The following is a 23,730-nucleotide window of genomic DNA, read 5'->3' as shown; positions in this document are numbered from 1 at the left end:
CAATGGTTTAGCTGACGTTTAAGCGACGTTGCGGGTATGACCGGCGAGGGCCGCCAGCGCATCGCTGTTTTCAATAGTAATATACTTACCTTTCACCGCCAGCATACCGCTTTTCTGGAAACGCCCCAGCAGACGGCTAATGGTTTCGACCGTTAAGCCCAGATAGTTGCCGATATCGCCACGGGTCATCGTCAGGCGGAATTCACGCGGTGAAAAACCACGCTGCGCAAAGCGGCGGGACAGGTTGTAAATAAACGCAGCCAGACGTTCTTCGGCGTTTTTCTTCGACAATAACAGGATCATATCCTGATCGCCTTTAATTTCACCGCTCATCAGGCGCATCATTTGCTGACGCAGGTTAGGCATTTTGCCGGACAGGTCATCCAGTGTCTCAAAGGGTATTTCACATACCATTGAGGTTTCCAGCGCCTGTGCAAAGCTCGGATGATGACCGCTGCCAATGGCGTCAAAACCCACCAGGTCGCCTGCTAAATGGAATCCAGTAATCTGCTCATCGCCTTGCTCGGTAATGGTGTAGCTCTTAATCGTTCCGGAGCGGATAGCATAGAGCGATTTCAATTCATCACCTGCTTTAAACAGAGTTTGCCCTTTCTGAATGGGCTTTTTGCGCTCGATGATATTATCAAGCTGATCAAGCTCATGCTCGTTAAGTGTGAACGGGATGCAAAGCTGGCTGATACTGCAATCCTGGCAATGGATAGCACAACCGCCAGACTGAATGCGCCGTATAATTCGCTTTTCCGGGATCATAGGTCTGCTCAAGCCGTAATTGATATTTGTCAATTTTAACATCTTTTTGGTGAGCGCGTAAGTCTGAGCTATCCCGGAGAAGGAATAATTCAAGTATAAGTTTGATGAATACTTTTATCTATTTGAAAACACGTAATTTATTTGTTGTTGCTTTACATAAAAGTGTGACCGATAAGGCACTTTTTGCCTGTATTTTCATAATAAAAGATAGCCTTCATGGCGTAATAGCCACTCTTTTCGCTGCACGCCGCCTGCGTATCCGGTCAGAGTGCCGTTACGCCCAATGACGCGATGGCAGGGAACAACAATACTGATGGGGTTAGCGCCATTCGCAGCACCGACTGCGCGTGCGGCGCCCGGTCGTCCCAGTTGCGCCGCCAGCTGACCATAGTGCATCACCTGCCCGCAGGGGATAGCGCGCAACGCCTGCCATACTTCCCGTTGAAAAGGTGTGCCCCCCGTGGCGGTTTCCAGGGTATCAATTACGGCGAGATTGCCTGCAAAATAATCTGCAAGCTTATCGCTGAGTCCACCGGGGTTAGTCGCGGAAACGCGTTCATAGCCTTCGTGACGGTAGTGGATATTTAGCAGTTGCTCCATACGATCGCGGTACTGTTCCCACTCAATGGCCCGCAGTCGAAACTGCTCATCGCAAACCACCCATAACGGACCTAATGGCGTGGCTATCTTCTCTTCAAGTAATCTCAGCATCCGTTCTCTCACATCGTCTTAATCTAACGTAAGAGACAAGATATCATGCCAGGAATCCCCGCAACCATACTCCTTAAAAGATAGTCAGGGATAACACATTTAGCGACGGTAATATCGTTGGCGGAGAAAAAGAGAGCCGGGCGAGGCGGTTAATTGCCTTACATTGTCGCTGTTATTGGAAATAACTGTAAACCGTTGTCGGTATAACAGGGCACGGTTATGATAACGGCAGTCGCAAAAACGCTGGAGGATGAACCATGAACCTTGACGATAAAGCGCTGTTTCTTGACGCCATGGAGGATGTCCAGCCGCTGAAACGCCATACTGATGTACACTGGCAGCCAACGCGTAATCTTAAAACGCCCCAGCGTATCGACACGCTTCAGCTTGATAATTTCCTGACGACGGGCTTTCTGGATATTCTGCCGCTGAATGAACCGCTGGAATTTCGTCGGGAAGGATTGCAGCAGGGTGTCATCGACAAGTTACGCAGTGGGAAATACCCTCAGCAGGCCAGCCTCAATTTGTTACGCCAGCCGGTCGAAACGTGCCGAAAAATGCTGTTTCGTTTTATCCTGGAGGCGCAGAAAGAGGGGTTGCGTAATGTCCTGATCATTCATGGTAAAGGGCGAGAGGCGAAGTCGCATGCCAATATCGTCCGAAGCTATGTGGCCCGCTGGTTGACAGAGTTTGAGGATGTACAGGCTTATTGTTCGGCGCTGCCGCATCATGGCGGCGGCGGGGCATGTTATGTCGCGTTACGTAAAACGGTGCAGGCTAAACAGGATAACTGGGAGCGCCATGCGAAGCGTAGTCGGTAAATCGTTGCCGCTGGCGGACAGGACCGCCAGCGCAAGCTCGCGCGAACCCGATTTTATGCCTGATATAACGCCTCATCCAAACGCTCAAGATTCTGCAAGAGAACGGGCGATAACGCTGTCCACGGTAATAACACGGAGAAACAGTCATTCGCTTATTTAAGCGTCTATTAAAATATACTGGCTTTCGACTTAACTATTAAGCAGAAAATGGTGATAAGTACATCACTTGTCAATATGGATGGATGAATATCCTGGCATAGCGAATATAGGTGATTTTATCTGTTGCACTAAGGGAAATGGCGATGGTCTGGTATTGAATATGGAGAATGTCAAAGAAACGAATGGCAATAGCTATCTGAAATGCTATAAAAATAAAACCTGTCTCCTATCCTGGTTGTAGGCCGTACAAAAATGTTGAGAAATATCAGCGTCAGGACATGCATTATTCTATTCATGGTATGTACGTTTCTTTTGGTGGATACTTTACAAATAGCTTTTCTGCACGATCTCCCTATTTTAATTACGTGTAATATCATTTATCTGATCTCGTCATTACTGCTTTGGTGGTATATGACCTGCTATCTGGTTGTGCCGATTAATACCGTGAAGAAAAGTATTGAAGAGGTTGCAGCAGGAAACTTGTCTATTCATATCTCCGAATTTGGCAATAATTGCGCCGGACGACTCATCCCCGGGATTAATAGCCTGTCGGAGAATATTTCCGCGCTGGTACGTGAAATCAGATCCTCTTCGCAAACGGCAATGACCCTTTCCGAACAACTGGCGGCGCGCAGTCTGTCGCTATCCGTAAAGACGGAACAGCAGTCGGCCTCGTTAATTCAAACTGCCGCCAGTATGGATGAAATGGCGGCGAGTACCAAAAACAATGCGGATAATACCCGAATGGCGAGCATACAGGCGGATTGTGCAACCCAATGCGCCCGTAAAGGCGGTGAATTAATGGTGCGGGTTACAGAAAATATGCGTTCTATTACCGACTGTGCCTCGCAGATGACGGAGATTATTTCATTGATTGACGGTATCGCATTCCAGACTAATATTCTGGCGCTTAACGCGGCGGTAGAGGCTGCGCGGGCGGGCGATCATGGAAAAGGTTTCTCCGTGGTGGCAGGGGAAGTGCGTAACCTGGCGCATCGTAGCGCCGAGGCGGCAAAAAATATCAAGGCGCTGATCGACGTTACGCATGACAATGTGCGGCAGGGGGCCGCCATAGTGCAGGAGGCTGAAAAAAATATGCAGGAGATTGTTGGCGGCTCCGGGCAATTAAACGTGCTGATGAGTGAAATTTCCACCACCACGCGGGAGCAGGAAAAGGGCATTAACCAGATAACCCTGGCGTTGAGCGATCTGGAAAGCGCAACCCATAGCAATGTTTTAATGGTTGAAGCGTTATCTGCTTCTTCGGATGTTTTAAAGGCGCAGGTGATCGAGTTACAGACTAAAACCGACAAATTTCGTTTAAGCCTGCCGGGTTACAGTGAACATGTTCTGTCGCGCTCTCATGTATCACCTCTTTCGACCATCACCAGGCGCGGCCAGGCCTGATAATACATGTTTGGTAAGCGCCTGTTGCTAAGGCGCTTTTTTCGCACGTTCCCGTCATTCTTTTTGCGCAATGAGAAAATGAGAGATTGCTTAACCTTTCCCGAAAGCTAGACTAACGGCATGAGAGTTGTAACGTGGAGGCGCTGTGGAAGCCATTAAGGGATCGGATGTGAACGTGCCAGATGCCGTTTTCGCATGGCTACTGGATGGTCGTGGTGGAGTAAAACCGCTCGAAGATAATGATGTGATCGATAGTCAGCATCCCTGTTGGCTACATCTTAATTATACCCACCCGGACAGCGCCCGCTGGTTAGCTTCAACGCCTTTACTCCCCAATAACGTGCGTGATGCGCTGGCTGGTGAAAGCTCGCGCCCGCGCGTAAGTCGTATGGGGGAAGGGACGCTCATTACGCTGCGCTGTATTAATGGCAGTACTGACGAACGCCCGGATCAATTAGTGGCAATGCGTTTATATATGGACGAGCGATTCATTGTGTCTACCCGTCAGCGAAAGGTTCTGGCGCTGGACGATGTGGTCAGTGATTTGCAGGAGGGCACCGGGCCCGTAGATTGCGGCGGCTGGTTAGTGGATGTGTGCGATGCGTTAACCGATCACGCCAGTGAATTTATTGAAGAGCTACACGATAAAATTATCGATCTGGAAGATAATCTTCTCGACCAGCAAATCCCACCGCGCGGTTTCCTCGCATTGCTACGTAAACAGCTAATTGTTATGCGCCGCTATATGGCACCGCAGCGCGACGTCTATGCCCGGCTTGCGAGTGAACGGCTGCCGTGGATGAGCGACGATCACCGGCGCAGAATGCAGGATATCGCCGACAGGCTGGGAAGGGGGTTGGATGAAATTGACGCTTGTATCGCGCGTACTGGCATCATGGCGGATGAAATTGCCCAGGTGATGCAGGAGTCTCTGGCGCGCAGAACTTATACCATGTCGCTTATGGCGATGGTTTTTCTGCCCAGCACTTTTTTAACAGGGTTATTTGGCGTTAACCTGGGCGGTATTCCCGGCGGCGGATGGCGGTTCGGCTTTTCTCTGTTTTGTATTCTGTTAGTTGTCCTGATCGGTGGTGTTACTTTATGGTTGCATCGCAGTAAATGGTTGTAACAAAAGCGCTTTTCAGACCATTTCGGGTGAAAAAACGCCGAGAAATTTGAGCGAAGTCAATAAACCATCTACCTATTCGGGGCAATATCTCTCTCGCAGGTGAATGCAACGTCAAGCGATGGGCGTTGCGCTCCATATTGTCTTACTTCCTTTTTTGAATTACTGCATAGCACAATTGATTCGTACGACGCCGACTTAGATTAGTCGGCTTTTTTTTGCCTGTAGACTATCTGCGTCTACCCTTTAAGAGTCTGAATGACATTCTGGAGGGTAATATGAGCTGTCTTTTGACCTTATTATATCTACACTCGTCCTTGTCGGACCCGATTCCCACTGACCCTGTTCCCATTCCTGAGCCGCTTCCCCGTCCTCAGCCGATGCCCGACCCGCCGCCGGACGAAGAACCGATTAAAATGTCGCATCAAACGCCCGGATCTGCGAGGATACGCGCCTGCTGACTATGAGTCGTTACCGCGAGAGTAAATTGTGACCGCTTTTTCAACCCTGAATGTTTTGCCCGCCGCCCAGCTCAATAACCTTACTGAGCTGGGCTATCTTGAGATGACGCCTGTTCAGGCCGCAGCATTACCTGTCATTCTGGCGGGAAATGATGTGCGTGTGCAGGCCAGGACCGGTAGCGGCAAAACGGCGGCGTTTGGTCTTGGGCTCTTGCATCGAATTGATGTCACTCTGTTCCAGACACAGGCGTTAGTGCTTTGTCCGACGCGGGAGCTGGCGGATCAGGTTGCCGGAGAGTTACGTCGCCTGGCCCGTTTTCTGCCAAATACCAAAATTCTGACCTTGTGTGGCGGGCAGCCCTTTGGCGCACAGCGCGACTCGCTTCAGCACGCTCCGCATATCATTGTCGCGACGCCGGGGCGCCTGCTGGATCATTTACAAAAAGAAACCGTATCGCTGGATGCGCTGCACATTCTGGTAATGGATGAAGCAGACCGAATGCTGGACATGGGATTCAGTGACGCCATTGATGAGGTGATCCGCTTTGCGCCTGCGACGCGCCAGACGTTATTGTTTTCAGCAACCTGGCCTGAGGCCATTGCGGCGATTAGCGGTCGTGTACAGCAGCAGCCAATGCGTATTGAAATCGATACGGTAGATGCGCTACCGGCTATCGAACAACAGTTCTTCGAAACGTCTGCGCATGAAAAAATTTCGCTGCTACAAACGTTGCTTAGCCAGCATCAGCCAGCGTCCTGCGTGGTGTTTTGCAATACCAAAAAAGATTGTCAGGCCGTTTGTGATGCGCTTAATGCGGTAGGACAAAGCGCGTTGGCGCTCCACGGCGATCTGGAACAACGCGACCGCGACCAGACGTTGGTGCGTTTTGCAAATGGCAGCGCGCGCATTCTGGTTGCCACCGACGTTGCCGCGCGAGGGTTAGACATTAAATCGCTCGAACTGGTGGTTAACTATGAACTGGCCTGGGACCCGGAGGTGCATGTCCATCGTATTGGCCGTACGGCGCGCGCGGGAAGCAGCGGCCTGGCGATCAGTTTCTGCGCGCCGGAAGAGGCGCAGCGGGCGAATATTCTTTCAGAAATGCTGCAACTCAAGCTGAACTGGCTGAATGCGCCCGCCCGGCAGTCGTTACTCCCTCTGGCCGCAGAGATGGCTACCCTATGCATTGACGGCGGCAAAAAAGCGAAAATGCGTCCGGGAGATATTTTAGGCGCGCTGACCGGCGATATTGGATTAGACGGGGCGGATATTGGCAAAATTAATGTGCATCCAATGCACGTTTACGTCGCCGTACGTCAAGCAGTAGCGCAAAAAGCCTGGAAGCAGTTGCAAAACGGGAAGATCAAAGGCAAGTCATGCCGGGTACGGCTATTAAAATGATCGATAGCATGGCGTCTCAGCGGAGTGCTGAGACGCCTGCAGATTATTTCACTTCGATAACATCAAGCCGCAACGCCTCTAAGGCGGTGTCATCTTCTTCCGGCTGCCAGCCAGCGGGCTGCAAGGGAATCTCTTCACGATCGAACGCTAAATCGCCGCCGTCGACGACCTCGGAACCATGAGTGATTCCTTTGAAATCGAACAGGTTAGTGTCACAAAGGTGAGACGGCACGACATTCTGCATGGCGCTAAACATCGTCTCGATCCGTCCAGGATAGCGCTTATCCCAGTCGCGTAGCATGTCGGCAATCACCTGGCGTTGCAGGTTGGGTTGCGAACCGCACAGATTACAAGGAATGATAGGGAAGGCTTTGGCCTCAGCAAAACGGATAATATCTTTCTCGCGGCAGTAAGCCAGCGGGCGGATCACGATATGTTTGCCGTCATCGCTCATCAGCTTCGGCGGCATCCCTTTCATTTTTCCGCCATAGAACATATTCAGAAACAGGGTTTGCAGAATATCGTCGCGATGGTGGCCCAGGGCGATTTTAGTCGCGCCCAGTTCAGTCGCCGTACGATACAGGATACCCCGACGCAAACGCGAGCACAGCGAGCAGGTGGTTTTTCCTTCCGGAATCTTCTCCTTCACAATGCCGTAGGTGTTTTCTTCGACGATTTTATATTCTACGCCCAGCTGCTCAAGGTAGGCTGGCAGGATATGTTCCGGGAAACCTGGCTGCTTTTGATCGAGGTTGACGGCGACCAGTGAAAAATTGATCGGGGCGCTTTGCTGCAAATTACGTAAAATTTCCAGCATCGTATAGCTATCTTTGCCGCCAGAAAGGCAAACCATAATGCGATCGCCTTCTTCAATCATATTAAAATCGGCAATCGCTTCGCCAACGTTACGGCGCAGGCGCTTTTGCAACTTGTTGAGGTTGTATTGCTCTTTCTTTGTATTCTTTTGAATTTCTTGCATTATTTCAGTTCTCTGGTACTAAATGGGGCGAACTTTGCAACTACGATAACCGCGCATTCAACATCGCTACTTGTTCGTCGTTCATGTCATCAATCTACATACCGTAAATTTCATACACCATCTGCGCAGTTTCATGCCCCATTTGGCTGGCGATAAATGCCGGGTTCGCTCCTGCCGTCAACAGCCAGCAGGCAAAAGTATGTCGCGTATGGTACGGATTACGGCGACGAATGCCAGCACGTTTTAATAGAGATAGTACCTTCGGTTATTGTCAACTGTATACATCATGCAGCCAGGTCCGTTAAGAAGTGACGGGCTCAACTGAAATTCAGGCGCTGCTGCGTCCTGATGATGGTACGTTTCAAGTGGTTTCGTGGAGTGAACCGGGACTGGTGTAAAATGATATTCGGCACACCCTTTTTGCTCTTTTATTGGTGATATAAAATAACGTATCAGTATTTTATTATCTAATAAGATAGTGCAGAGTGTTTAATTATCGTTGGGTAAGATCATTTTACCGTATACTATTTAAAATTTTCTTGTTTATTCTGGTGATCGTATTGAATTAAAAATAGCCTGTATCATATGTACAGTTCAGACAAATTATTTGCGATGAGAATTGCTACCTGATATCTACACCTTATGAAGCATACCATAATTCTGGCTGGAGAACGTAATGCGTATAACAGTAAGTGATATATCAACCAGAGAATCACAGCAGACGGTACAGATACAAGCTATCAGAAGTTGGGATACCATACCGTACCTTTCAATGTTGGATGGACTTTATCAGGACGATATCTTTCATGAGCAAGTGTCTAATTTACCAGAAGAATATATTAAGTTGGATGAGATGGCCAAAGATGAAGAAAAGAACAGATTAAATATTTACGACTTCTTCTTTGAGCCAATACATGAAATTATATATGAAGATATTAAGTCAACATTGGATTTTTATTATTCAAATAGCACAACCTTCCGTAGGCTGGTTAATTATAAAGTAGAGCGCAGTATCAATGACGATATAGATACCAATAAATGCGAGGTAAAGATATCTCTAAATTACAGTTACGAAAATATTGATGGGGGGCGAGGATATTTATCGCTTCCATTTGATAAGAACGGCTATCCAATTCCCCCTGACTTTCACAACTGTGTGAATGGAATCACATCAGAAAAATTGTTGTTAGATCTATTTCTAAAACATATTTTGCACGATCATTTAAATGCAAACGGTGAAGTTACAAACGTTTACGCCAATGTTATTTATAAAGAGATTGATCCTGCTGCAATTGCACATACATCGTCGTGTTTTTCTCAGGTAACGATGAGTGGTGAACATGAGCTATTTAATGTAGATAGCGTAACTGTTCCACCTAAAAGTACTGAGCAAATTATATCTGAGGGAAAGGAAATTCAAAGGCAAATTTTCTTATCTTCCCATAGCAGCAATCATCTTCAGCCAGTAACCATTCATAAAATGGACAGGAGTATTAAAAACATTGCAGTAACTGGTTTGTTATTATCATCAAGATTAGCAGTAACATCTGGTGATTATAGGATAAAAAATGGTAATTCAGAAGGTGAGAATAATTTTTTACCCGTTAAAGAATTACAGAGATATGAAAGGGCTCTCCCGGAGGATCATCCTGCCCCAACTACGGAGCCTAACCTGGCAGGTAAGGTGTTAGATGGCCTATTTGAACACTTTACATCTATGGCGGGAGGACGCCTTATCTCAATACTCAAACTACTGGTAAAAGAACAAGAGGCAAATAGTTATAAAAGAGGCTATCATGAATTACTTGCGTTTTCTCAAACTGGGCAGTGGACGCATGATGGGAGAGCTATTGCCGCTGAATATATGTTCAAAGGTCTTTTAGTTCATTTAAGTGATCGTCTCATTGTTCTCGGTGAGGGAAGTTTCATTTCTGTTCTATCTTTTGTAAGAGAAAATATTCAACATCAATATAAAATATATGAGCTAATGGCGCGTGATATGCTGGTTCATCCTATGCATTTCAGTACTGAGCCTGAACCACTCATGATAGACAGGCCTTTATGGACAAGGGAAAGCCACTATGCGAAAGTCCTGTATGAAAAGTTTCCTGCTATTTCTGGTTCAAGCTTTGACGTTTTCTATGGTAAGGATGCTATTATTACAGCATTAGAAATAGTATCTTTCAATAGACAGGAAAGAGGAAAGAGCGCTTTTAATAAAAAAAGGATGAATCATCTTTTTAAGCTGATTCAATTAGTGATACACCATTTATCCAGCAATGGTGGTGATAGAGTATTGCTTAGCCCTGAAGGCATAAAAAATAATTTTATTATTATGCGTAATATTATTTTTTGGTGTGCAAATATAACGGGGCCAATTAATGATGAAAAAATAGACACAATAGCAAGAAAAATTGTGGTTAATAATAAATTTACCAAAGGTGTTAAATCAACACTTCCCAAAAGTAACGATCCTTTAATATTGTTAATGAAAGCTGCGATCAATAAACAGCTAAACTGGGCGGAGAAATATTATCGAGCAGAGACTCATATGAAGGAACATATGCAGGAGTGTGATATCTTAGGACTAATGGATATCAACAAAATGGTGCAAGAGGCCGTTGTTGGGCTTATTCACGAGATCAGTGATATTGCGCAAAGCAGTTGGCTGACATTAGAAGAACAACATGAGAGACAGGCTCAGGCTCTCGAATCGTTCAAGGAGAAACTTTCCTCCATGAATGGCGGGCAAGAATTCGTTTATGCATTTAATAAGATTATTCAGGAGGGGTTGGGAGGCTTAATTGAGCTGAGTTTTGATCTTGATGATACTATACATCATCGCACAACTTCCTCATTAAGTCCGGCTGCAAGAGCAGGACTTCACCTCTTAGGAACGGTCTGGAATATTGTAATGGGGCTTATCCCTGGTTTTAACGCTCTGGCTGGTACCAGCAGTATTCTTAACCGGGCTGTTGTGGAAAACTCTGCGGATGTATGCGGTTACGTACAGGATATTATTCGTATCGGTATGGAGGCTGTTCCTGTTGCTGGAGCGAAGTTCACAGAAAGAGCGGCAAATGCAAAGTATACGGGCCTCCGATTTGTTGAAAATAAAATACAAAGAGGTGTAGTACGAGCGCCGATTCAAAAGGGGAGTAATTATAAAACTATAGAGTCAATAGAAAATACAGATTTTATTTATCAAAAAAGTAATCAGAAAGTTCTTGAGTTAGGTCCAGCGGGAAACGATGGGCTCTATCGCGCTACCGGTTTTGATAAACAAACGTATGGTTACTACAAACCGTCAGGAGAAGGCTTTTACAGAAAACAAGCCTCATATCCACCGCTGTCATCGGAAGCGCCTAATACGATAAAATATGGCGACAGAGAGCTCATTTTAACTAAAGAACCCGGTTCAGAAACGTATCAGGCAATCTATTCGGATAGCGGAAAAAATTCAGCCATGACATTTTACCGCTCTTCTGATGGAAGATTTTATCAAGCGTCAGGGCTGAAAGGTGGGGGGCTTATTCGCCATATTGATAAGCCTTATTCAGAGTTAAGAGAAGGAGACGCGGGTTATGATGAAGAACTTCTGGATATAACGGATGATTCCCCCTTACTGGAAGATATACTGGCCTCTCTGTCAGAAGATTTATACCCTACATCAGAAGAAAATGTACAAAGTATTTATAAGAAATACCAGAGTGGGGATGCTGCAGCAGGGGAGACTGAAGTTGTATTATGCCGAGGTACAATAGGTCCGCAGGCTGAAAATATTGTTAGTTTTAAAACAGCAGGCGGTATTGAGGGGGGCGATGTAGAGGTATTGCCTGTCTCTGCTGAAATAGCCAAAGAGCAGGTTCGAAGTGGAAGAATCGTACCTGAATATACCACCGATCTTAGTGTTGCCGACAGGTTCAGCAGGGAACATTATCTTATTATCGTTAGGGTAAAAGTCAAATATCTTACACGAGGTAGTGTCAGTGAAAGTGGCTGGGTTATGCCAAAAAACACACCAGTGGACCCTGTTGGTATAATTGACAGGACATATGGTAAAGCAGAAAATACGGGGCAGGCAAACGCTTCTAAGTAATCATAAATCCTGAACAAGTTTATTGTTGTTATCTCTCGTGTATGAAAGATTGCTTTTATACTTTAAATAATTCGAGTTGCAGGAAGGCGGCAAGCGAGCGGATCCCCAGGAGCTTACTCAAGTAAGTGACTGGGGTAAGGGAACGCAGCCGCAGCACATGCAACCTGAAGTATGTTATGGCGAGATACGCAACGGGTCAAAAGCGTCTTTATTCTGTCATCCGTATTAATTAAGATGTCACCACGACCAGAAAAATATCGGAACGAAGAGATGTATGACTAAAGAAGCTGTAATCTTTCTATTTATCGCCATCGTGGTAGAAGTTATCGCCACGATCTCATTAAAATTATCGGATAGTTTTACGCGTCTGGTACCGAGCATCGTTACCATCATCGGATATTGTATCGCGTTCTGGTGCCTTACCATCCCAATGCGAACCATCCCTGCGGGTATCATTTATGCCATTTGGTCTGGGGTAGGGATTGTTCTTATTGGATTGATAGGATGGTTGTTTCTTGGCCAAAAACTGGATGTGCCGGCTATTATTGGCATGTTGCTTATCATCTGCGGTGTAATCGTAATCAATCTGTTTTCAAAAAGCGTCAGTCACTAGGCGATGATGATGGTTGATTTGAGCCCGCACTCTCTTATGCGGGCTCGGGTATTTAGCGCACCACCAGTACGGAGCATTCCGCATGACGCACAACGGCTGCGGCGTTGGAACCCAACAGATAGGTAGTAATATCCGGACGATGCGAGGCGATAATCACCATATCGGCCGGTAATTTTTTTGCCATTTCCAGAATCTTATCTTTAGGAGAGCCTTCTGCAACGTGCGCCTGCACGCGGTCCGCGGGAAGGTTGAATTTCTTGATAATCGCTTCCAGTTGAGATTTGGCTTCGGCTTTCAAATCGTCCATTGCGGGGAGCTCTGCTGAATAAGCCAGTCCCAGTGAAGCGTAATAGGGCAAAGACGGGATTACAGTCAAAAAGTGCACTTTAGCGTCGTCAATCTTTGCTTCGGCTTCAACATGTGAAATCACGCGTTGAGTTAATTCTGAATCTGAAATATCGATGGGTACAAGAATCGTTCTGTTCATAAAACCTCCTGTTTAAGTATCCACTGAAATTCTACTCCCTAAAGGCACTTTATGTACAATGACATACGTCACATTTTAGGTGCTGCTCCACGATACTCTGCGGGGACTACCAACAGGGGAGGACGGCGTAATATTAAGCGCATTCCCCGTAAATAATCAGCGAGTTGACGTTAAAACGTTATTTATGCCTTGTCAGGAAAGACCTAAAAAGAGATGTTACCGTTTAATTCAATAATTAATGAAATAATTCGCAGTGAAATAGATATAATTTATACGAATGCTTTTGGGGGTATTATACGAAATAAAAATTATACAATATCATTCGGTTACGATATTCTACGCCTGTTATATGCCTTTATTGTCACATATTCATTTTGTCGCTGGGCCATTGCGTTAACCTTTGCTTTCCAGCGTATAAATTGACAAGCCCGAACGAATGTTCGGGCTTTTTTTGTTTCCAGGTTAATCCTTAGAATATTTTTTAATCTGCGCCGGGTTTTTCCGCTTTTCCTGCCAGCAAGGCAAGAAAGTCATAGCGTTTTTGCAAATCCAATGCGGCATCTCGCCATAATTGTTCAGCTACTTCAGGCTGTTGCGCATTCAGGCGACGGAAACGCTGTTCATTAAGCAACGTTTCCGCCAGGGCATCTGACGGTGGCCGAGAGTCCAGAGCCAGCGGCGGTTTGCCTTCATCCGCACGGCGGGGATCAAAGCGGTATAACGGCCAGAAACCGGTCGCCGTTAACTGGCGCATCTGGTCATGGCTTAGCGCCAGATCGTAACCATGTTCCTCACAGGGGCTATAGGCAATGATCAGCGACGGTCCTGGCCAGGCTTCGGCCTCCTGGATGGCTTTCACCGTCTGGTTTAACTGCGCACCCAGCGAAATTTGCGCGACATAAACATGACCATACATCATCATGCTGACGCCAAGATCTTTACGGGCTTTACGCTTGCCATGTTCGCCAAATTTAGTGACGGCGCCAAGCGGCGTCGCCTTCGACGCCTGGCCGCCAGTATTGGAGTAACACTGCGTATCCAGAACCAGAATATTGACATTCTCCGTCAGGCTTAACACATGGTCTAAACCGCCAAAGCCGATGTCGTATGCCCAACCATCGCCGCCAATCAGCCAGATTGATTTTTCTACCAGCGCATCAGCATCCTTTAACAGTTCCTCTGCGCCCGCAACCGATTTCAGATGTTGGCGTAATGCGGCGACCTGCTCACGCCGAACGTCAGGCGTTGCTTCGGCATGCAGCGCATCGTTTAATTCCGCCGGAATGCGATCGGCGAATTGCGCCAGTAAACGCATGACGCGCGCCCGGTGCTGATCCACGCTCAGACGGAAACCGAGACCAAATTCCGCGTTATCTTCAAATAACGAATTCGCCCATGCCGGGCCGCGTCCGTTGGCATCGGTGGTATAAGGCGTTGAGGGTAAGTTACCGCCGTAAATAGAGGAACACCCCGTGGCGTTAGCGATTAACATTCTGTCGCCATATAACTGAGTCAGCAGTTTAATATACGGCGTTTCACCGCAGCCGGAACAGGCGCCGGAATATTCAAACAGCGGCGTAATAAGCTGCGATGTGCGGATATCAATTCGTTCCAGTTTGCTGCGATCGATTTCCGGTAAGTCGAGGAAAAAGTCATAATTCACTTTCTCTTCTTCCACATGCTCAAGGCGCGACATCATGTTAATCGCCTTGATCTGTGGATTTTGCCGATCTTTAGCCGGGCAGACCTCTACGCATAAATTACAGCCAGTACAGTCTTCCGGCGCGACCTGCAGCACATATTTCTGGCCGCGCATATCGCGGGACTTCACGTCCAGCGAATGCAGACTGGCTGGCGCGTTCTCCATCGCCTGCGGGGAAACGACTTTTGCACGAATCGCCGAGTGAGGGCAGGCGGCGACGCAGTGATTACATTGTGTACACAGTTCCTCTTTCCAGACAGGAATCTCTTCGGCGATATTGCGTTTTTCCCAGCGGGTGGTGCCCATTGGCCATGTTCCGTCCGGCGGCAGCGCGGAAACAGGCAGTGCGTCGCCGAGGCCCGCCAACATGGCGGCGGTAACGGTTTTCACGAAATCCGGCGCGGCGTCGGAGACGACCGGCGGGCGATGCGCGCTATGCGGATTAACCGCCTGCAACGGCACTTCCGCCAGCGATTCCTGCGCCAGAGCCAATGCCTGCCAGTTACGCTCAACCAGATCCTGTCCTTTGCTGCTATAGCTTTTGGCAATCGCGCCCTGCAGCTCAACCAGGGCGCTATCGCCCGGAAGAATATGCGTCAGGTGGAAGAAAGCCATTTGCATGACGGTATTGATGCGGGCGCCAAGTCCACATTCGCGGGCGATTTTCGCCGCGTTAACCACGTAAAAACGCGCCTTTTTCTGATTCAACACCGCCTGAACTTCTTGCGGCAGACGCGACCAGACCTCGTCGGCGCTGTACGGCGTATTAAGCAGAAAGATACCGCCGGGCTTTAGACGCTCCGCCATCTGATATTTATCGATAAACTGTAATTGATGGCAGCCGACAAAATCCGCCTGAGCAATTAAGTAAGCGGAACGAATGGGTTTTTCGCTGACGCGCAGGTGCGATACCGTGAGCCCGCCAGCTTTTTTAGAGTCATAAACGAAATAACCTTGCGCATACCACGGCGTAGAATTACCGATAATTTTAATATTATTTTTCGTGGCGGATACGCTGCCGTCGCTTCCCAGACCGTAAAATAACGCTTCAAGTTTAGCGCTGCCGGGCAGGGTATTTTCCGGTAATGGCAGCGAGAGGTTAGTAACGTCATCATAAATGCCCACCGTAAACCGTGGCTTGGGTTTCGCATGGCTGAGTTCATTAAAGACCGCCAGTACGCACGCCGGGCCGAACTCTTTGGATGATAGCCCATAACGGCCGCCAATGGTGCGCGGCAACGTTTCGCGCTCGCCATTATTAAAGGCTTCCGCCAGTGCGGTCATCACGTCCAGATAAAGCGGCTCGGCCTGCGCGCTAGGCTCTTTGGTGCGATCCAGCACGGCGATAGCGCGAACGGTTTCCGGTAATGCCTGTAACAAATGTTTGGCGGAGAAGGGACGGAACAGACGGACTTTCAGAACGCCGACCTTTTCTCCGCGTATCAGTAGCTCATCCACGACCTCTTCGCAGGTGCCGAGGGCGGAGCCCATCACAATGATGACGCGTTCAGCCTGGGGATGGCCATAATATTCAAATGGCTGGTAGTGGCGGCCTGTAGCATCGCCAAATGCCTTCATCGCCTCTTCAACATGATCATAAACGGCGTTGTACCACGGGTTGGTCGCTTCGCGAGACTGGAAGTAGGTGTCCGGATTCGCAGAAGTTCCACGAATCACCGGATGTTCCGGATTCAGCGCGCGGGCGCGGTGAGCGTCGATCTCCGCCTGCGGCATCAGGTTCAGAATGGTTTCATCCGTTAGCGGTATAATTTTGTTGATTTCATGCGATGTACGGAAGCCATCAAAAAAATGAATAAACGGAACGCGGCTTTTCAGCGTAGCCCTGTGCGCGATCAGCGCAAAATCCTGCGCTTCCTGAACGCTGGCGGCGCATAACATCGCGCAGCCTGTCTGGCGGACCGCCATCACATCGGAATGGTCGCCAAAAATAGAAAGCGCGTGTGTGGCGACGGTGCGCGCGGCAACGTGCAGTACAAACGGCGTGAGCTGCCCCGCCAGTTTATACAGCGTTGGAATCATCAGCAGCAGCCCCTGCGATGATGTAAATGACGTAGAAAGCGAACCGGTTTGTAACGCACCGTGAACGGCGGCGATCGCGCCGCCTTCCGACTGCATCTCTACCACACGCGGCGTATCGCCCCAGACATTTTTAAGCCCATTACCGGCCCAGGCATCCGCTTGTTCAGCCATTGTTGAACTGGGCGTAATCGGGTAAATGGCGATAACCTCGCTGGTACGGAACGCCACCGACGCTACTGCGCCATTACCGTCAATTGTTTGCATATGACACCCTTACATTGCGCAAAAAAGAGGGACACGCATAATCGTGAGCGCATCCTGTAGTTATCCTTTTATTTTAGCAAAGCCCTTCAAGCCCCATTTTCGCTTTTGTGTCCCTGGCGGGAGGAGAATGACGATTTCTTGCCGAAAAGACGTAAAAAATTGCCAATAAATGTTAATGAAGCGCATAAATGCGCGCTTTGCCTCTCGACGCGTCAGTTTCTGCTGCCTATTATTTAGGGCGGTGTCGTTTGGATGAATAAACAGAGGGGAGAGAAATGCGCGCAGCGTTTTGGGTGGGATGTGCCGCGTTATTATTGTCGGCTTGCAGTAGCGAACCTGTTCAGCAGGCAACCGCGGCGCATGTTTCGCCAGGGATGAAAGCGGCGATGTCCAGCGCCGGCGAAGCGAATTGCGCTATGATTGGCGGTTCGCTTTCAGCGGCCCGGCAGCTTGATGGTTCAGTAATTGGTATGTGCGCGCTACCCAACGGCAAACGTTGTAGCGAACAGTCGCTTGCCGCCGGAAGCTGCGGGAGTTATTAAGCGCGGCGTTTCGCCTGACGCGTATAACTTTTCACTTAATGGCTTAGTGCGCTAAATCCGCCAGTTTATACATTAGCGTTGTTTCTGCCGTCGCCAGCGTTAATTGGTTCGCGGTTAAATCGACCTGTGCGCCTTTGCTGAAGAGCTCGCTGAGGGTACCGTCCAGCGCATTAAGCTTCGGATCGGCGCACATCATTCGGGTCATCGCTAAATTTTTCACTTTTAATTCGCCGTCCGACAGTTTTCCTTCGCCGGTGAATTGATTGCACATTTTGCCAGATACCGTCATGTCCTCGCCAAAGCTGAGCTCCGGGCCGGTGACCGTTTTACCGTTTACGCTTTCCAGAACAAAGCGGTGGTGCTCCAGTTGCTCGCGTTTGACGGACACTTTTCCACTGCTCACGCACCCTGTGATTATGATGCTCAGGGCGACCAGCGTGACGATTTTCTTCATTGATATTCTCTGTAATCTGATAGTTAACACTGACTATAGTAATAATATGACCGGATAGATCTTCAGGGGTTATCCGAAAATGCTCCCCTGAGCGCAGGGGAGCGACAGGATTAGAACAGCGCGTTCGGGCAGGCTTCGCCCTTCTCAAGCTGGCTTAAGTTTTGTAGCGTGGTTTCAGAGATGCTGATCAGCGCTTCTGCGGTCAGGAATGCCTGGTGCCCCGTAAACAGTACGTTATGGCAGGCCGACAGACGGCGGAAAACATCATCCTGGATAACATCGTTTGACTTATCTTCAAAGAACAGGTCGCGTTCGTTTTCATACACATCCATCCCCAGCGAGCCGATTTTCTGATTCTTCAGAGCTTCGATAGCCGCCTGGGAATCAATCAGCGCGCCACGACTGGTATTAATGACCATAACGCCATTTTTCATTTGATCGAATGCCGCATGGTTCAGTAAATGGTAGTTTTCCGGCGTGAGCGGGCAGTGCAGGGAAATGACATCCGATTCGGCAAACAACGTTTGCAGATCCACATACTCGACGCCGAGGTCAAGCGCGGCGGTGCTGGGATAGGGATCAAACGCCAGTAAACGCATTCCAAAGCCTTTCAGGATACGCAGCGCGGCGACGCCGATTTTACCGGTACCAATGACGCCAGCGGTTTTTCCGTGCATGGTAAAGCCGGTCAGTCCCTCAAGGGAAAAGTTAGCGTCGCGGGTGCGTTGATAAGCGCGGTGAATACGGCGGTTCAATGTCATCATCATGCCAATCGCATGTTCAGCGACGGCTTCCGGAGAATAAGCTGGCACGCGGACCACCTGCAAACCGAGCTCTTTAGCGGCATCCAGGTCGACATTATTAAATCCGGCGCAACGCAGCGCGATGTATTTCACGCCGTGTTTTTTCAGCTCTTCCAGTACCGGTCGGCTCCCGTCGTCATTCACGAAGATACAAACTGCTTCACATCCATTGGCGGTTTTCGCCGTTTTCTCGGTCAGCAGAAAATCAAAAAACTCCAGTTCAAAACCGAACGCTTCGTTCACTTGCTGTAGATATTTCTTGTCATACTGTTTGGTACTATAGACGGCGAGTTTCATATGACCTTCTCCAGTGATGTTAGAATCACACAAATATGCTTAAAATTATCTTACAAAAAATCAAAAATAATTGATAGTCATACATATAATGAATAATTTTAGGTTATCATTCTCCACAACGCCTCAAATAGCCGGAGGGCGACCCTGCAACATGAACTATTAGGCTATGTACGGGCAATCATGCCAAAATAAAGAGATAGCCGACTGAATTTTTCGTTAAATCAGGAAATTAATGGCCCATGAAGGGTAAATATAAAGCCGCCCTTGCGCTACTGTTACTGCTGATTCTTGTCCCTCTGACGCTACTGATGACCCTCGGGCTGTGGGTTCCCACTCTGGCGGGAATTTGGCTACCCGTCGGTACCCGTATCGCTCTGGAACAAAGTCCACGCCTGACACGTCATGGGTTAGTGATTCCCGATCTTCGCTATCTGGTCAATGATTGTTCGTTAGCGCATATTACCCAAGCGGAACTGACGCATCCCAGCCGTTGGTTGCTGAATATTAAAAGCCTCAAACTGGATGCCGCATGCCTGGCGAAACTGCCCGCTACGGAAGCTTCTCCCGCCGCGCCGCGTACGCTGGCGCAGTGGCAGTCAATGCTGCCCAATACCTGGATTAACATCGATAATGTCATTCTCGCGCCCTGGCCGGAATGGCAGGGCAAGCTGGCGATCTCCATGACGCCGATCATTCAGCAGATACGTTATCAGGGCGAAAAAGTAAAATTTCAAGGGCAGCTACGCGGTCAGGCATTGACGGTGAGCCAACTGGAGATCGCCGCGCTGGCCAACCAGCCTCCCGTTAGCCTGGCGGGGGAGTTTATGTTGCCGCTGGTACCGGATGGCCTACCGGTCAGCGGTCATGCGGCAGCGACCTTGCGTCTGCCGCAGGAACCGTCGCTGGTGGATGCGGAACTGGAGTGGCGTGATAACGCCGGACAGCTCATCGTGATGGCGCGAGGTAATCCTGACCCGATTCTCGATCTCCCCTGGGCGGTAACGCGTCAGCGGCTTACCATCAGCGATGGCCGCTGGAACTGGCCATATCAGGGATTCCCCTTGAGCGGACGTCTGGCTTTTAATATCGATAACTGGCAAGCCGGGCCGGATAATGCGCAAGTCAGCGGACGCCTGAATATTCTGACCCAGGGCGATGCCGGCAAAGCGAACGCTGTACTGACTATCGGCCCGGGAAAACTCAGCATGGATAGCAGTGAGATGCCTCTACAGCTTACCGGCGAGGCTAAACAGAAGGATTTAATCTTTTATGCCGTATTGCCCGCTATGTTCCGCGGCAGTCTGGCCGATCCGCAGCTCACCTTTGCACCTGGCGCATTGCTACGCTCGCGCGGACGGGTGATTGATGCGTTAGATATTGATGAAATTCGTTGGCCGCTGGCGGGCGTTAAGGTGACGCCGCGCGGCGTTGATGGCCGATTACAGGCTATTTTACGGGCGCACGAAAATGAGATGGGCGATTTCGTTCTTCATCTTGATGGCCTGGCGAATGATTTTCTCCCTGATGCTGGTCGCTGGCGGTGGCGCTATTGGGGGCAAGGAAGCTTTACGCCAATGCGCGCCCACTGGGATATTGCCGGACAGGGCGAATGGCATGATAACACCATCAGATTGACCAGTTTGTCCACCGGTTTTGATCAGTTGCACTATGGCGCAATGACCGTCACATCGCCAAGACTGGCGCTGAATAAACCTATTGTCTGGGTTCGCGACGCCACAACGCCGTCGCTACAGGGCGCGCTGTCTCTGGAGGCGGGAAAAACCGTATTTACCAGCGGGAGCGTGCTGCCGCCTTCTACCATTAATTTTAGCGTTGAAGGGCGCGAGCCAACCCTGTTCCAGTTTAAAGGCGACCTTCGGGCGGGGGCGATAGGGCCGGTACGGCTGAATGGGCGCTGGGATGGCGAACGCCTTCGCGGACAGGCCTGGTGGCCGAAGCAGTCGCTTATCGTTTTCCAGCCGTTGCTTCCACCAGACTGGAAAATGACGCTGCGCGAAGGCTCACTGTATGCGCAGGTGGCTTTTTCCGCCGCACAGGGGCAGGGATTTGAAGCAGGTGGACACGGCGTGTTAAAGGGTGGTAGCGCCTGGATGCCGGATAACAAAATCAACGGCGTCGATTTCATTCTGCCATTTCGCTTCCACAACGGCGCGTGGCAATTGGGGACGCGCGGGCCCGTCTCGCTGCGTATTGCCGGGATAGTCAACCAGGTCACGGCGAAAAATATCACCGCTGATTTACAGGGCGGTTATCCCTGGAGCGAGTCGAATCCATTACTGCTAAGCGATGTCAGCGTAGACGTGCTGGGCGGTCAAATCATTATGAAACAGTTGCGAATGCCGCAGCACGACCCGGCGCTTTTGCGAGTGCAAAATATTTCATCCAGCGAATTGATTAGCGCCATAAATCCAAAGCAATTCGCCATGTCTGGTCCGGTCAGCGGCGCGCTGCCGCTGTGGCTGAACAATGAAAAATGGATAATCAAAGATGGCTGGCTTACGAATCCTGGGCCAATGACGTTGCGTATCGATAAAGATACTGCGGATGCGGTGGTGAAGGATAATGTTACGGCAGGCTCGGCGATTAACTGGCTACGTTATATGGAGATTACGCATTCGTGGACGAAAATTAACGTTGATAACCTGGGCGTACTAACGATGCAGGCGGCTATTACCGGCAAAAGCCGGGTAGATGGTAAAACCGCGATCGTTAACTTGAACTATACCCATGAAGAAAATGTGTTTACGCTGTGGCGCAGTTTGCGTTTTGGCGACAATTTACAGGCATGGCTTGAACAAAATACAGCGTTGCCGCAACCTCCTTGCCGGAAAGACAAGGACTGTGAGGATAAATAATGAAAATGAGTATTGCCATGCTGTCAGCGCTTGCGTCATTTATCGTGGTGGGCTGCACGCCACGTATTGAAGTCGCCGCGCCGGAACAGCCGATTACCATCAACATGAATGTAAAGATCGAGCATGAAATACATATCAAAGTCGATAAAGATGTTGAAGAACTCCTGAAATCACGCAGCGATCTATTCTGAGGCCATAATGAAAAAGTATTTAATGCTATGGGTGCTGACGCTGAGCTTGCTCACACCTTCTGTGTGGGCCTTAACCCTGGACGAAGCGCGCACGCAGGGCCGGGTCGGGGAAACGCTGAATGGCTATCTGGTGGCCTTAAAGAATGATGCCGAAACCCAGAAACTGGTGCTTGATATTAATCATGCCCGCCGCGCCAGTTATCAGCAGTTAGCGGATAGCAATCATCTTCCCGTGGACGAGGTGGCGAAGATGGCAGGGCAAAAACTGGTTGAGCGCGCCAGGCCGGGAGAATATGTCCAGGGAATTAATGGCAAATGGATGCGTAAATAACCGCTTCCCGACAATTTTTTTACCGCAAAATGCATTTTTATATGGGTAATTTCTGAATACGAAGGTTGTATTTACATTAGGCGAACCGGAAGGCTATTTCTATACTGTTGGCTGGTATCACTATTCGCGAGAGTAACCAGGTATGACGTCTGAAAAATTATCTGCTGCCTGCCATTGTGGCAGCGTCGTGTTTACCGTTCAACTTAGCGATGGCTTTCATACCGCCAGGCGCTGCAACTGTTCCTTTTGCCGGATGCGCGGAGCAGTGGCAGTGTCTGCGCCGCTATCGGGTATTAAAGTGCTAAAAGGGCAGGATAAGCTTACCGAATATCGCTTCAATACGGGCAAGGCGGTGCATTTTTTCTGTTCGGTATGCGGGATATATACTTTTCATCAACGTCGATCCAATCCCGATCAATATGGGGTCAATGTGGCGTGCATCGAAAATGTGTCGCCTTTTGATTTCGCCTGCGTTGAAGTCAATGATGGGGTAACGCATCCCAGCGATGGCGGCAGTAGCGGCGTGGTAGGATATTTGCGCTACGAACCTAAGAAGTCACCTCCCGTCGAAACGGGAGGCAAAAATATTTAAGCGGCTACTACGCTGTCAATCGCGGCTTTTGCATCGGCCTGGGCTTTAGCCGCCACTTCCGGCCCGTAGGCGATGCCTTCGGCAAAGACAAAATTCACGTCGGTAATACCGATAAAACCAAGGAACACTTTCAGGTAAGGCGCAATCAAATCCGTCGGGGTGTCTTTATGGATACCGCCGCGGCTGGAGAGAACCACCGCGCGTTTACCGGTTACCAGACCTTCCGGGCCTTTTTCGGTATAGCGGAAAGTGATACCGGCGCGGGCAATCAGATCAAAGTAGTTTTTCAGCTGCGTCGGGATATTGAAATTGTACATCGGCGCCGCAATAACGATGACGTCGTGGGCTTTCAGTTCAGCAATGAGTTCATCAGACAGCGCCAGAGCGTCCTGCTGACGTGGCGTTAAAGGCGCATCGCCCGGACGCATCGCGCCCACCAGCTCGCCATCCAGCATCGGAACAGGGTTGGCCGCCAGATCGCGGACAGTAATTTCATCTGCGACGTGTTTTTCGCGCCATTGTTCAATAAAATAGTCAGTCAACTGACCAGACTGAGAGTACCCTGCCAGAATACTGGATTTAAGAACTAATACCTTGCTCAT

At 49.2% G+C, this 23,730-nt stretch carries 20 protein-coding genes and 1 pseudogene; 11 read left to right on the top strand and 10 right to left on the bottom strand.

Annotated features, from left to right (window positions below; all coding sequences use genetic code 11):
• Positions 1–18: 18 nt before the first annotated feature.
• Positions 19–771 carry a fumarate/nitrate reduction transcriptional regulator Fnr gene (fnr, locus tag ACH0WD_RS07460; protein ID WP_000611914.1) on the bottom strand — a complete coding sequence of 251 codons (753 nt, stop codon included), beginning with the start codon at positions 769–771 and terminating at the stop codon, positions 19–21.
• Between the two features lie 195 nt (positions 772–966).
• Positions 967–1,482 (bottom strand): methylated-DNA--[protein]-cysteine S-methyltransferase, encoded by a 516-nt coding sequence (gene ogt, locus ACH0WD_RS07455; protein ID WP_000945036.1) that lies wholly within the window; start codon positions 1,480–1,482, stop codon positions 967–969.
• Positions 1,483–1,739: 257 nt separating this feature from the next.
• On the opposite strand from ogt, the gene smrA reads away from it, so the two are divergent.
• The 4 genes from smrA to dbpA all read left to right on the top strand — a co-directional run bounded on the left by smrA (position 1,740) and on the right by dbpA (position 6,858).
• Positions 1,740–2,303, top strand: coding sequence for a DNA endonuclease SmrA (gene smrA, locus ACH0WD_RS07450; RefSeq protein WP_001046799.1), 564 nt, complete (start codon positions 1,740–1,742; stop codon positions 2,301–2,303).
• 411 nt (positions 2,304–2,714) lie between these two features.
• On the top strand, positions 2,715–3,869 hold the full coding sequence (locus ACH0WD_RS07445; RefSeq protein WP_000945619.1) for a methyl-accepting chemotaxis protein: 1,155 nt from the start codon (positions 2,715–2,717) through the stop codon (positions 3,867–3,869).
• Between the two features lie 145 nt (positions 3,870–4,014).
• Positions 4,015–4,998 (top strand): zinc transporter ZntB, encoded by a 984-nt coding sequence (zntB, locus tag ACH0WD_RS07440; RefSeq protein ID WP_000387373.1) that lies wholly within the window; start codon positions 4,015–4,017, stop codon positions 4,996–4,998.
• 486 nt (positions 4,999–5,484) lie between these two features.
• Complete coding sequence (dbpA, locus tag ACH0WD_RS07435) at positions 5,485–6,858, top strand: ATP-dependent RNA helicase DbpA (protein ID WP_000123692.1); 1,374 nt, start codon at positions 5,485–5,487, stop codon at positions 6,856–6,858.
• 43 nt (positions 6,859–6,901) lie between these two features.
• On the opposite strand, the gene ttcA is transcribed toward dbpA, so the two are convergent.
• Positions 6,902–7,837, bottom strand: a complete 936-nt coding sequence (gene ttcA, locus ACH0WD_RS07430; RefSeq protein ID WP_001156208.1) for a tRNA 2-thiocytidine(32) synthetase TtcA — start codon at positions 7,835–7,837, stop codon at positions 6,902–6,904.
• A 94-nt stretch (positions 7,838–7,931) separates the two neighbouring features.
• A pseudogene (locus tag ACH0WD_RS07425) lies at positions 7,932–8,084 on the bottom strand (tyrosine-type recombinase/integrase); the annotation flags it as partial.
• A gap of 429 nt (positions 8,085–8,513) precedes the next feature.
• Here ACH0WD_RS07425 and ACH0WD_RS07420 point away from each other — a divergent pair.
• Both ACH0WD_RS07420 and ACH0WD_RS07415 read left to right on the top strand, forming a co-directional pair.
• Positions 8,514–11,936, top strand: coding sequence for a DUF4765 family protein (locus ACH0WD_RS07420; RefSeq protein ID WP_001223404.1), 3,423 nt, complete (start codon positions 8,514–8,516; stop codon positions 11,934–11,936).
• 274 nt (positions 11,937–12,210) lie between these two features.
• On the top strand, positions 12,211–12,549 hold the full coding sequence (locus ACH0WD_RS07415; RefSeq protein ID WP_000159237.1) for an SMR family transporter: 339 nt from the start codon (positions 12,211–12,213) through the stop codon (positions 12,547–12,549).
• A gap of 52 nt (positions 12,550–12,601) precedes the next feature.
• Here ACH0WD_RS07415 and uspF read toward each other — a convergent pair whose 3' ends face one another.
• The 3 genes from uspF to ACH0WD_RS07400 all read right to left on the bottom strand — a co-directional run bounded on the left by uspF (position 12,602) and on the right by ACH0WD_RS07400 (position 17,414).
• Complete coding sequence (uspF, locus tag ACH0WD_RS07410) at positions 12,602–13,036, bottom strand: universal stress protein UspF (protein ID WP_001082296.1); 435 nt, start codon at positions 13,034–13,036, stop codon at positions 12,602–12,604.
• 481 nt (positions 13,037–13,517) lie between these two features.
• Positions 13,518–17,042 (bottom strand): pyruvate:ferredoxin (flavodoxin) oxidoreductase, encoded by a 3,525-nt coding sequence (nifJ, locus tag ACH0WD_RS07405; RefSeq protein ID WP_001193235.1) that lies wholly within the window; start codon positions 17,040–17,042, stop codon positions 13,518–13,520.
• Positions 17,043–17,102: 60 nt separating this feature from the next.
• A complete protein-coding gene (locus ACH0WD_RS07400) occupies positions 17,103–17,414 on the bottom strand; it encodes a hypothetical protein (protein WP_031602436.1) in 312 nt (103 codons plus the stop codon).
• On the opposite strand from ACH0WD_RS07400, the gene ACH0WD_RS07395 reads away from it, so the two are divergent.
• The gene (locus ACH0WD_RS07395; protein ID WP_001200680.1) at positions 17,318–17,584 is read left to right on the top strand and encodes a DUF333 domain-containing protein; all 267 of its coding nucleotides are present in this window, start codon (positions 17,318–17,320) and stop codon (positions 17,582–17,584) included. The genes ACH0WD_RS07400 and ACH0WD_RS07395 overlap by 97 nt on opposite strands.
• Positions 17,585–17,627: 43 nt before the next feature.
• Here ACH0WD_RS07395 and hslJ read toward each other — a convergent pair whose 3' ends face one another.
• Entirely contained in the window at positions 17,628–18,038 is a 411-nt protein-coding gene (hslJ, locus tag ACH0WD_RS07390) for a heat shock protein HslJ (protein WP_000725237.1), read from the bottom strand.
• Positions 18,039–18,148: 110 nt separating this feature from the next.
• Positions 18,149–19,138 carry a D-lactate dehydrogenase gene (ldhA, locus tag ACH0WD_RS07385; protein ID WP_000762206.1) on the bottom strand — a complete coding sequence of 330 codons (990 nt, stop codon included), beginning with the start codon at positions 19,136–19,138 and terminating at the stop codon, positions 18,149–18,151.
• A 239-nt stretch (positions 19,139–19,377) separates the two neighbouring features.
• Between ldhA and ACH0WD_RS07380 the strand changes: the two genes are divergently transcribed.
• From ACH0WD_RS07380 to ACH0WD_RS07365, 4 genes are all read left to right on the top strand, one after another.
• A complete protein-coding gene (locus tag ACH0WD_RS07380; RefSeq protein WP_000677028.1) occupies positions 19,378–22,014 on the top strand; it encodes a YdbH family protein in 2,637 nt (878 codons plus the stop codon).
• Entirely contained in the window at positions 22,014–22,205 is a 192-nt protein-coding gene (locus ACH0WD_RS07375) for a YnbE family lipoprotein (RefSeq protein ID WP_000784063.1), read from the top strand. Before ACH0WD_RS07380 ends, ACH0WD_RS07375 begins: the two co-directional genes overlap by 1 nt.
• A 7-nt stretch (positions 22,206–22,212) precedes the next feature.
• Positions 22,213–22,536 (top strand): YdbL family protein, encoded by a 324-nt coding sequence (locus ACH0WD_RS07370; RefSeq protein WP_000760414.1) that lies wholly within the window; start codon positions 22,213–22,215, stop codon positions 22,534–22,536.
• Positions 22,537–22,678: 142 nt separating this feature from the next.
• Positions 22,679–23,128, top strand: a complete 450-nt coding sequence (locus tag ACH0WD_RS07365) for a GFA family protein (protein ID WP_001518898.1) — start codon at positions 22,679–22,681, stop codon at positions 23,126–23,128.
• Here the strand turns inward: ACH0WD_RS07365 and azoR are convergent.
• Complete coding sequence (gene azoR, locus ACH0WD_RS07360; RefSeq protein ID WP_000048922.1) at positions 23,125–23,730, bottom strand: FMN-dependent NADH-azoreductase; 606 nt, start codon at positions 23,728–23,730, stop codon at positions 23,125–23,127. The two genes, ACH0WD_RS07365 and azoR, sit on opposite strands and share 4 nt — an antisense overlap.

The sequence above is a fragment of the Salmonella sp. 2020_1395 genome (assembly GCF_043848115.1).
Taxonomy (GTDB): Bacteria; Pseudomonadota; Gammaproteobacteria; order Enterobacterales; family Enterobacteriaceae; genus Salmonella; species Salmonella enterica.
The sequence above is the reverse complement of the archived record's forward strand: the minus strand, read 5'-3'. Positions and strand labels throughout refer to the sequence as shown.

What these genes read in the sequence shown, in the direction of transcription:
- ttcA (WP_001156208.1), bottom strand. Translation starts at nt 7,837, where the DNA reads ATGCAAGAAATTCAAAAGAATACAAAGAAAGAGCAATACAACCTCAAC.
- uspF (WP_001082296.1), bottom strand. Translation starts at nt 13,036, where the DNA reads ATGAACAGAACGATTCTTGTACCCATCGATATTTCAGATTCAGAATTA.
- ACH0WD_RS07365 (WP_001518898.1), top strand. Translation starts at nt 22,679, where the DNA reads ATGACGTCTGAAAAATTATCTGCTGCCTGCCATTGTGGCAGCGTCGTG.
- azoR (WP_000048922.1), bottom strand. Translation starts at nt 23,730, where the DNA reads ATGAGCAAGGTATTAGTTCTTAAATCCAGTATTCTGGCAGGGTACTCT.
- ldhA (WP_000762206.1), bottom strand. Translation starts at nt 19,138, where the DNA reads ATGAAACTCGCCGTCTATAGTACCAAACAGTATGACAAGAAATATCTA.
- fnr (WP_000611914.1), bottom strand. Translation starts at nt 771, where the DNA reads ATGATCCCGGAAAAGCGAATTATACGGCGCATTCAGTCTGGCGGTTGT.
- ogt (WP_000945036.1), bottom strand. Translation starts at nt 1,482, where the DNA reads ATGCTGAGATTACTTGAAGAGAAGATAGCCACGCCATTAGGTCCGTTA.
- ACH0WD_RS07370 (WP_000760414.1), top strand. Translation starts at nt 22,213, where the DNA reads ATGAAAAAGTATTTAATGCTATGGGTGCTGACGCTGAGCTTGCTCACA.
- ACH0WD_RS07445 (WP_000945619.1), top strand. Translation starts at nt 2,715, where the DNA reads ATGTTGAGAAATATCAGCGTCAGGACATGCATTATTCTATTCATGGTA.
- smrA (WP_001046799.1), top strand. Translation starts at nt 1,740, where the DNA reads ATGAACCTTGACGATAAAGCGCTGTTTCTTGACGCCATGGAGGATGTC.
- ACH0WD_RS07395 (WP_001200680.1), top strand. Translation starts at nt 17,318, where the DNA reads ATGCGCGCAGCGTTTTGGGTGGGATGTGCCGCGTTATTATTGTCGGCT.
- hslJ (WP_000725237.1), bottom strand. Translation starts at nt 18,038, where the DNA reads ATGAAGAAAATCGTCACGCTGGTCGCCCTGAGCATCATAATCACAGGG.
- ACH0WD_RS07415 (WP_000159237.1), top strand. Translation starts at nt 12,211, where the DNA reads ATGACTAAAGAAGCTGTAATCTTTCTATTTATCGCCATCGTGGTAGAA.
- ACH0WD_RS07380 (WP_000677028.1), top strand. Translation starts at nt 19,378, where the DNA reads ATGAAGGGTAAATATAAAGCCGCCCTTGCGCTACTGTTACTGCTGATT.
- ACH0WD_RS07420 (WP_001223404.1), top strand. Translation starts at nt 8,514, where the DNA reads ATGCGTATAACAGTAAGTGATATATCAACCAGAGAATCACAGCAGACG.
- nifJ (WP_001193235.1), bottom strand. Translation starts at nt 17,042, where the DNA reads ATGCAAACAATTGACGGTAATGGCGCAGTAGCGTCGGTGGCGTTCCGT.
- ACH0WD_RS07375 (WP_000784063.1), top strand. Translation starts at nt 22,014, where the DNA reads ATGAAAATGAGTATTGCCATGCTGTCAGCGCTTGCGTCATTTATCGTG.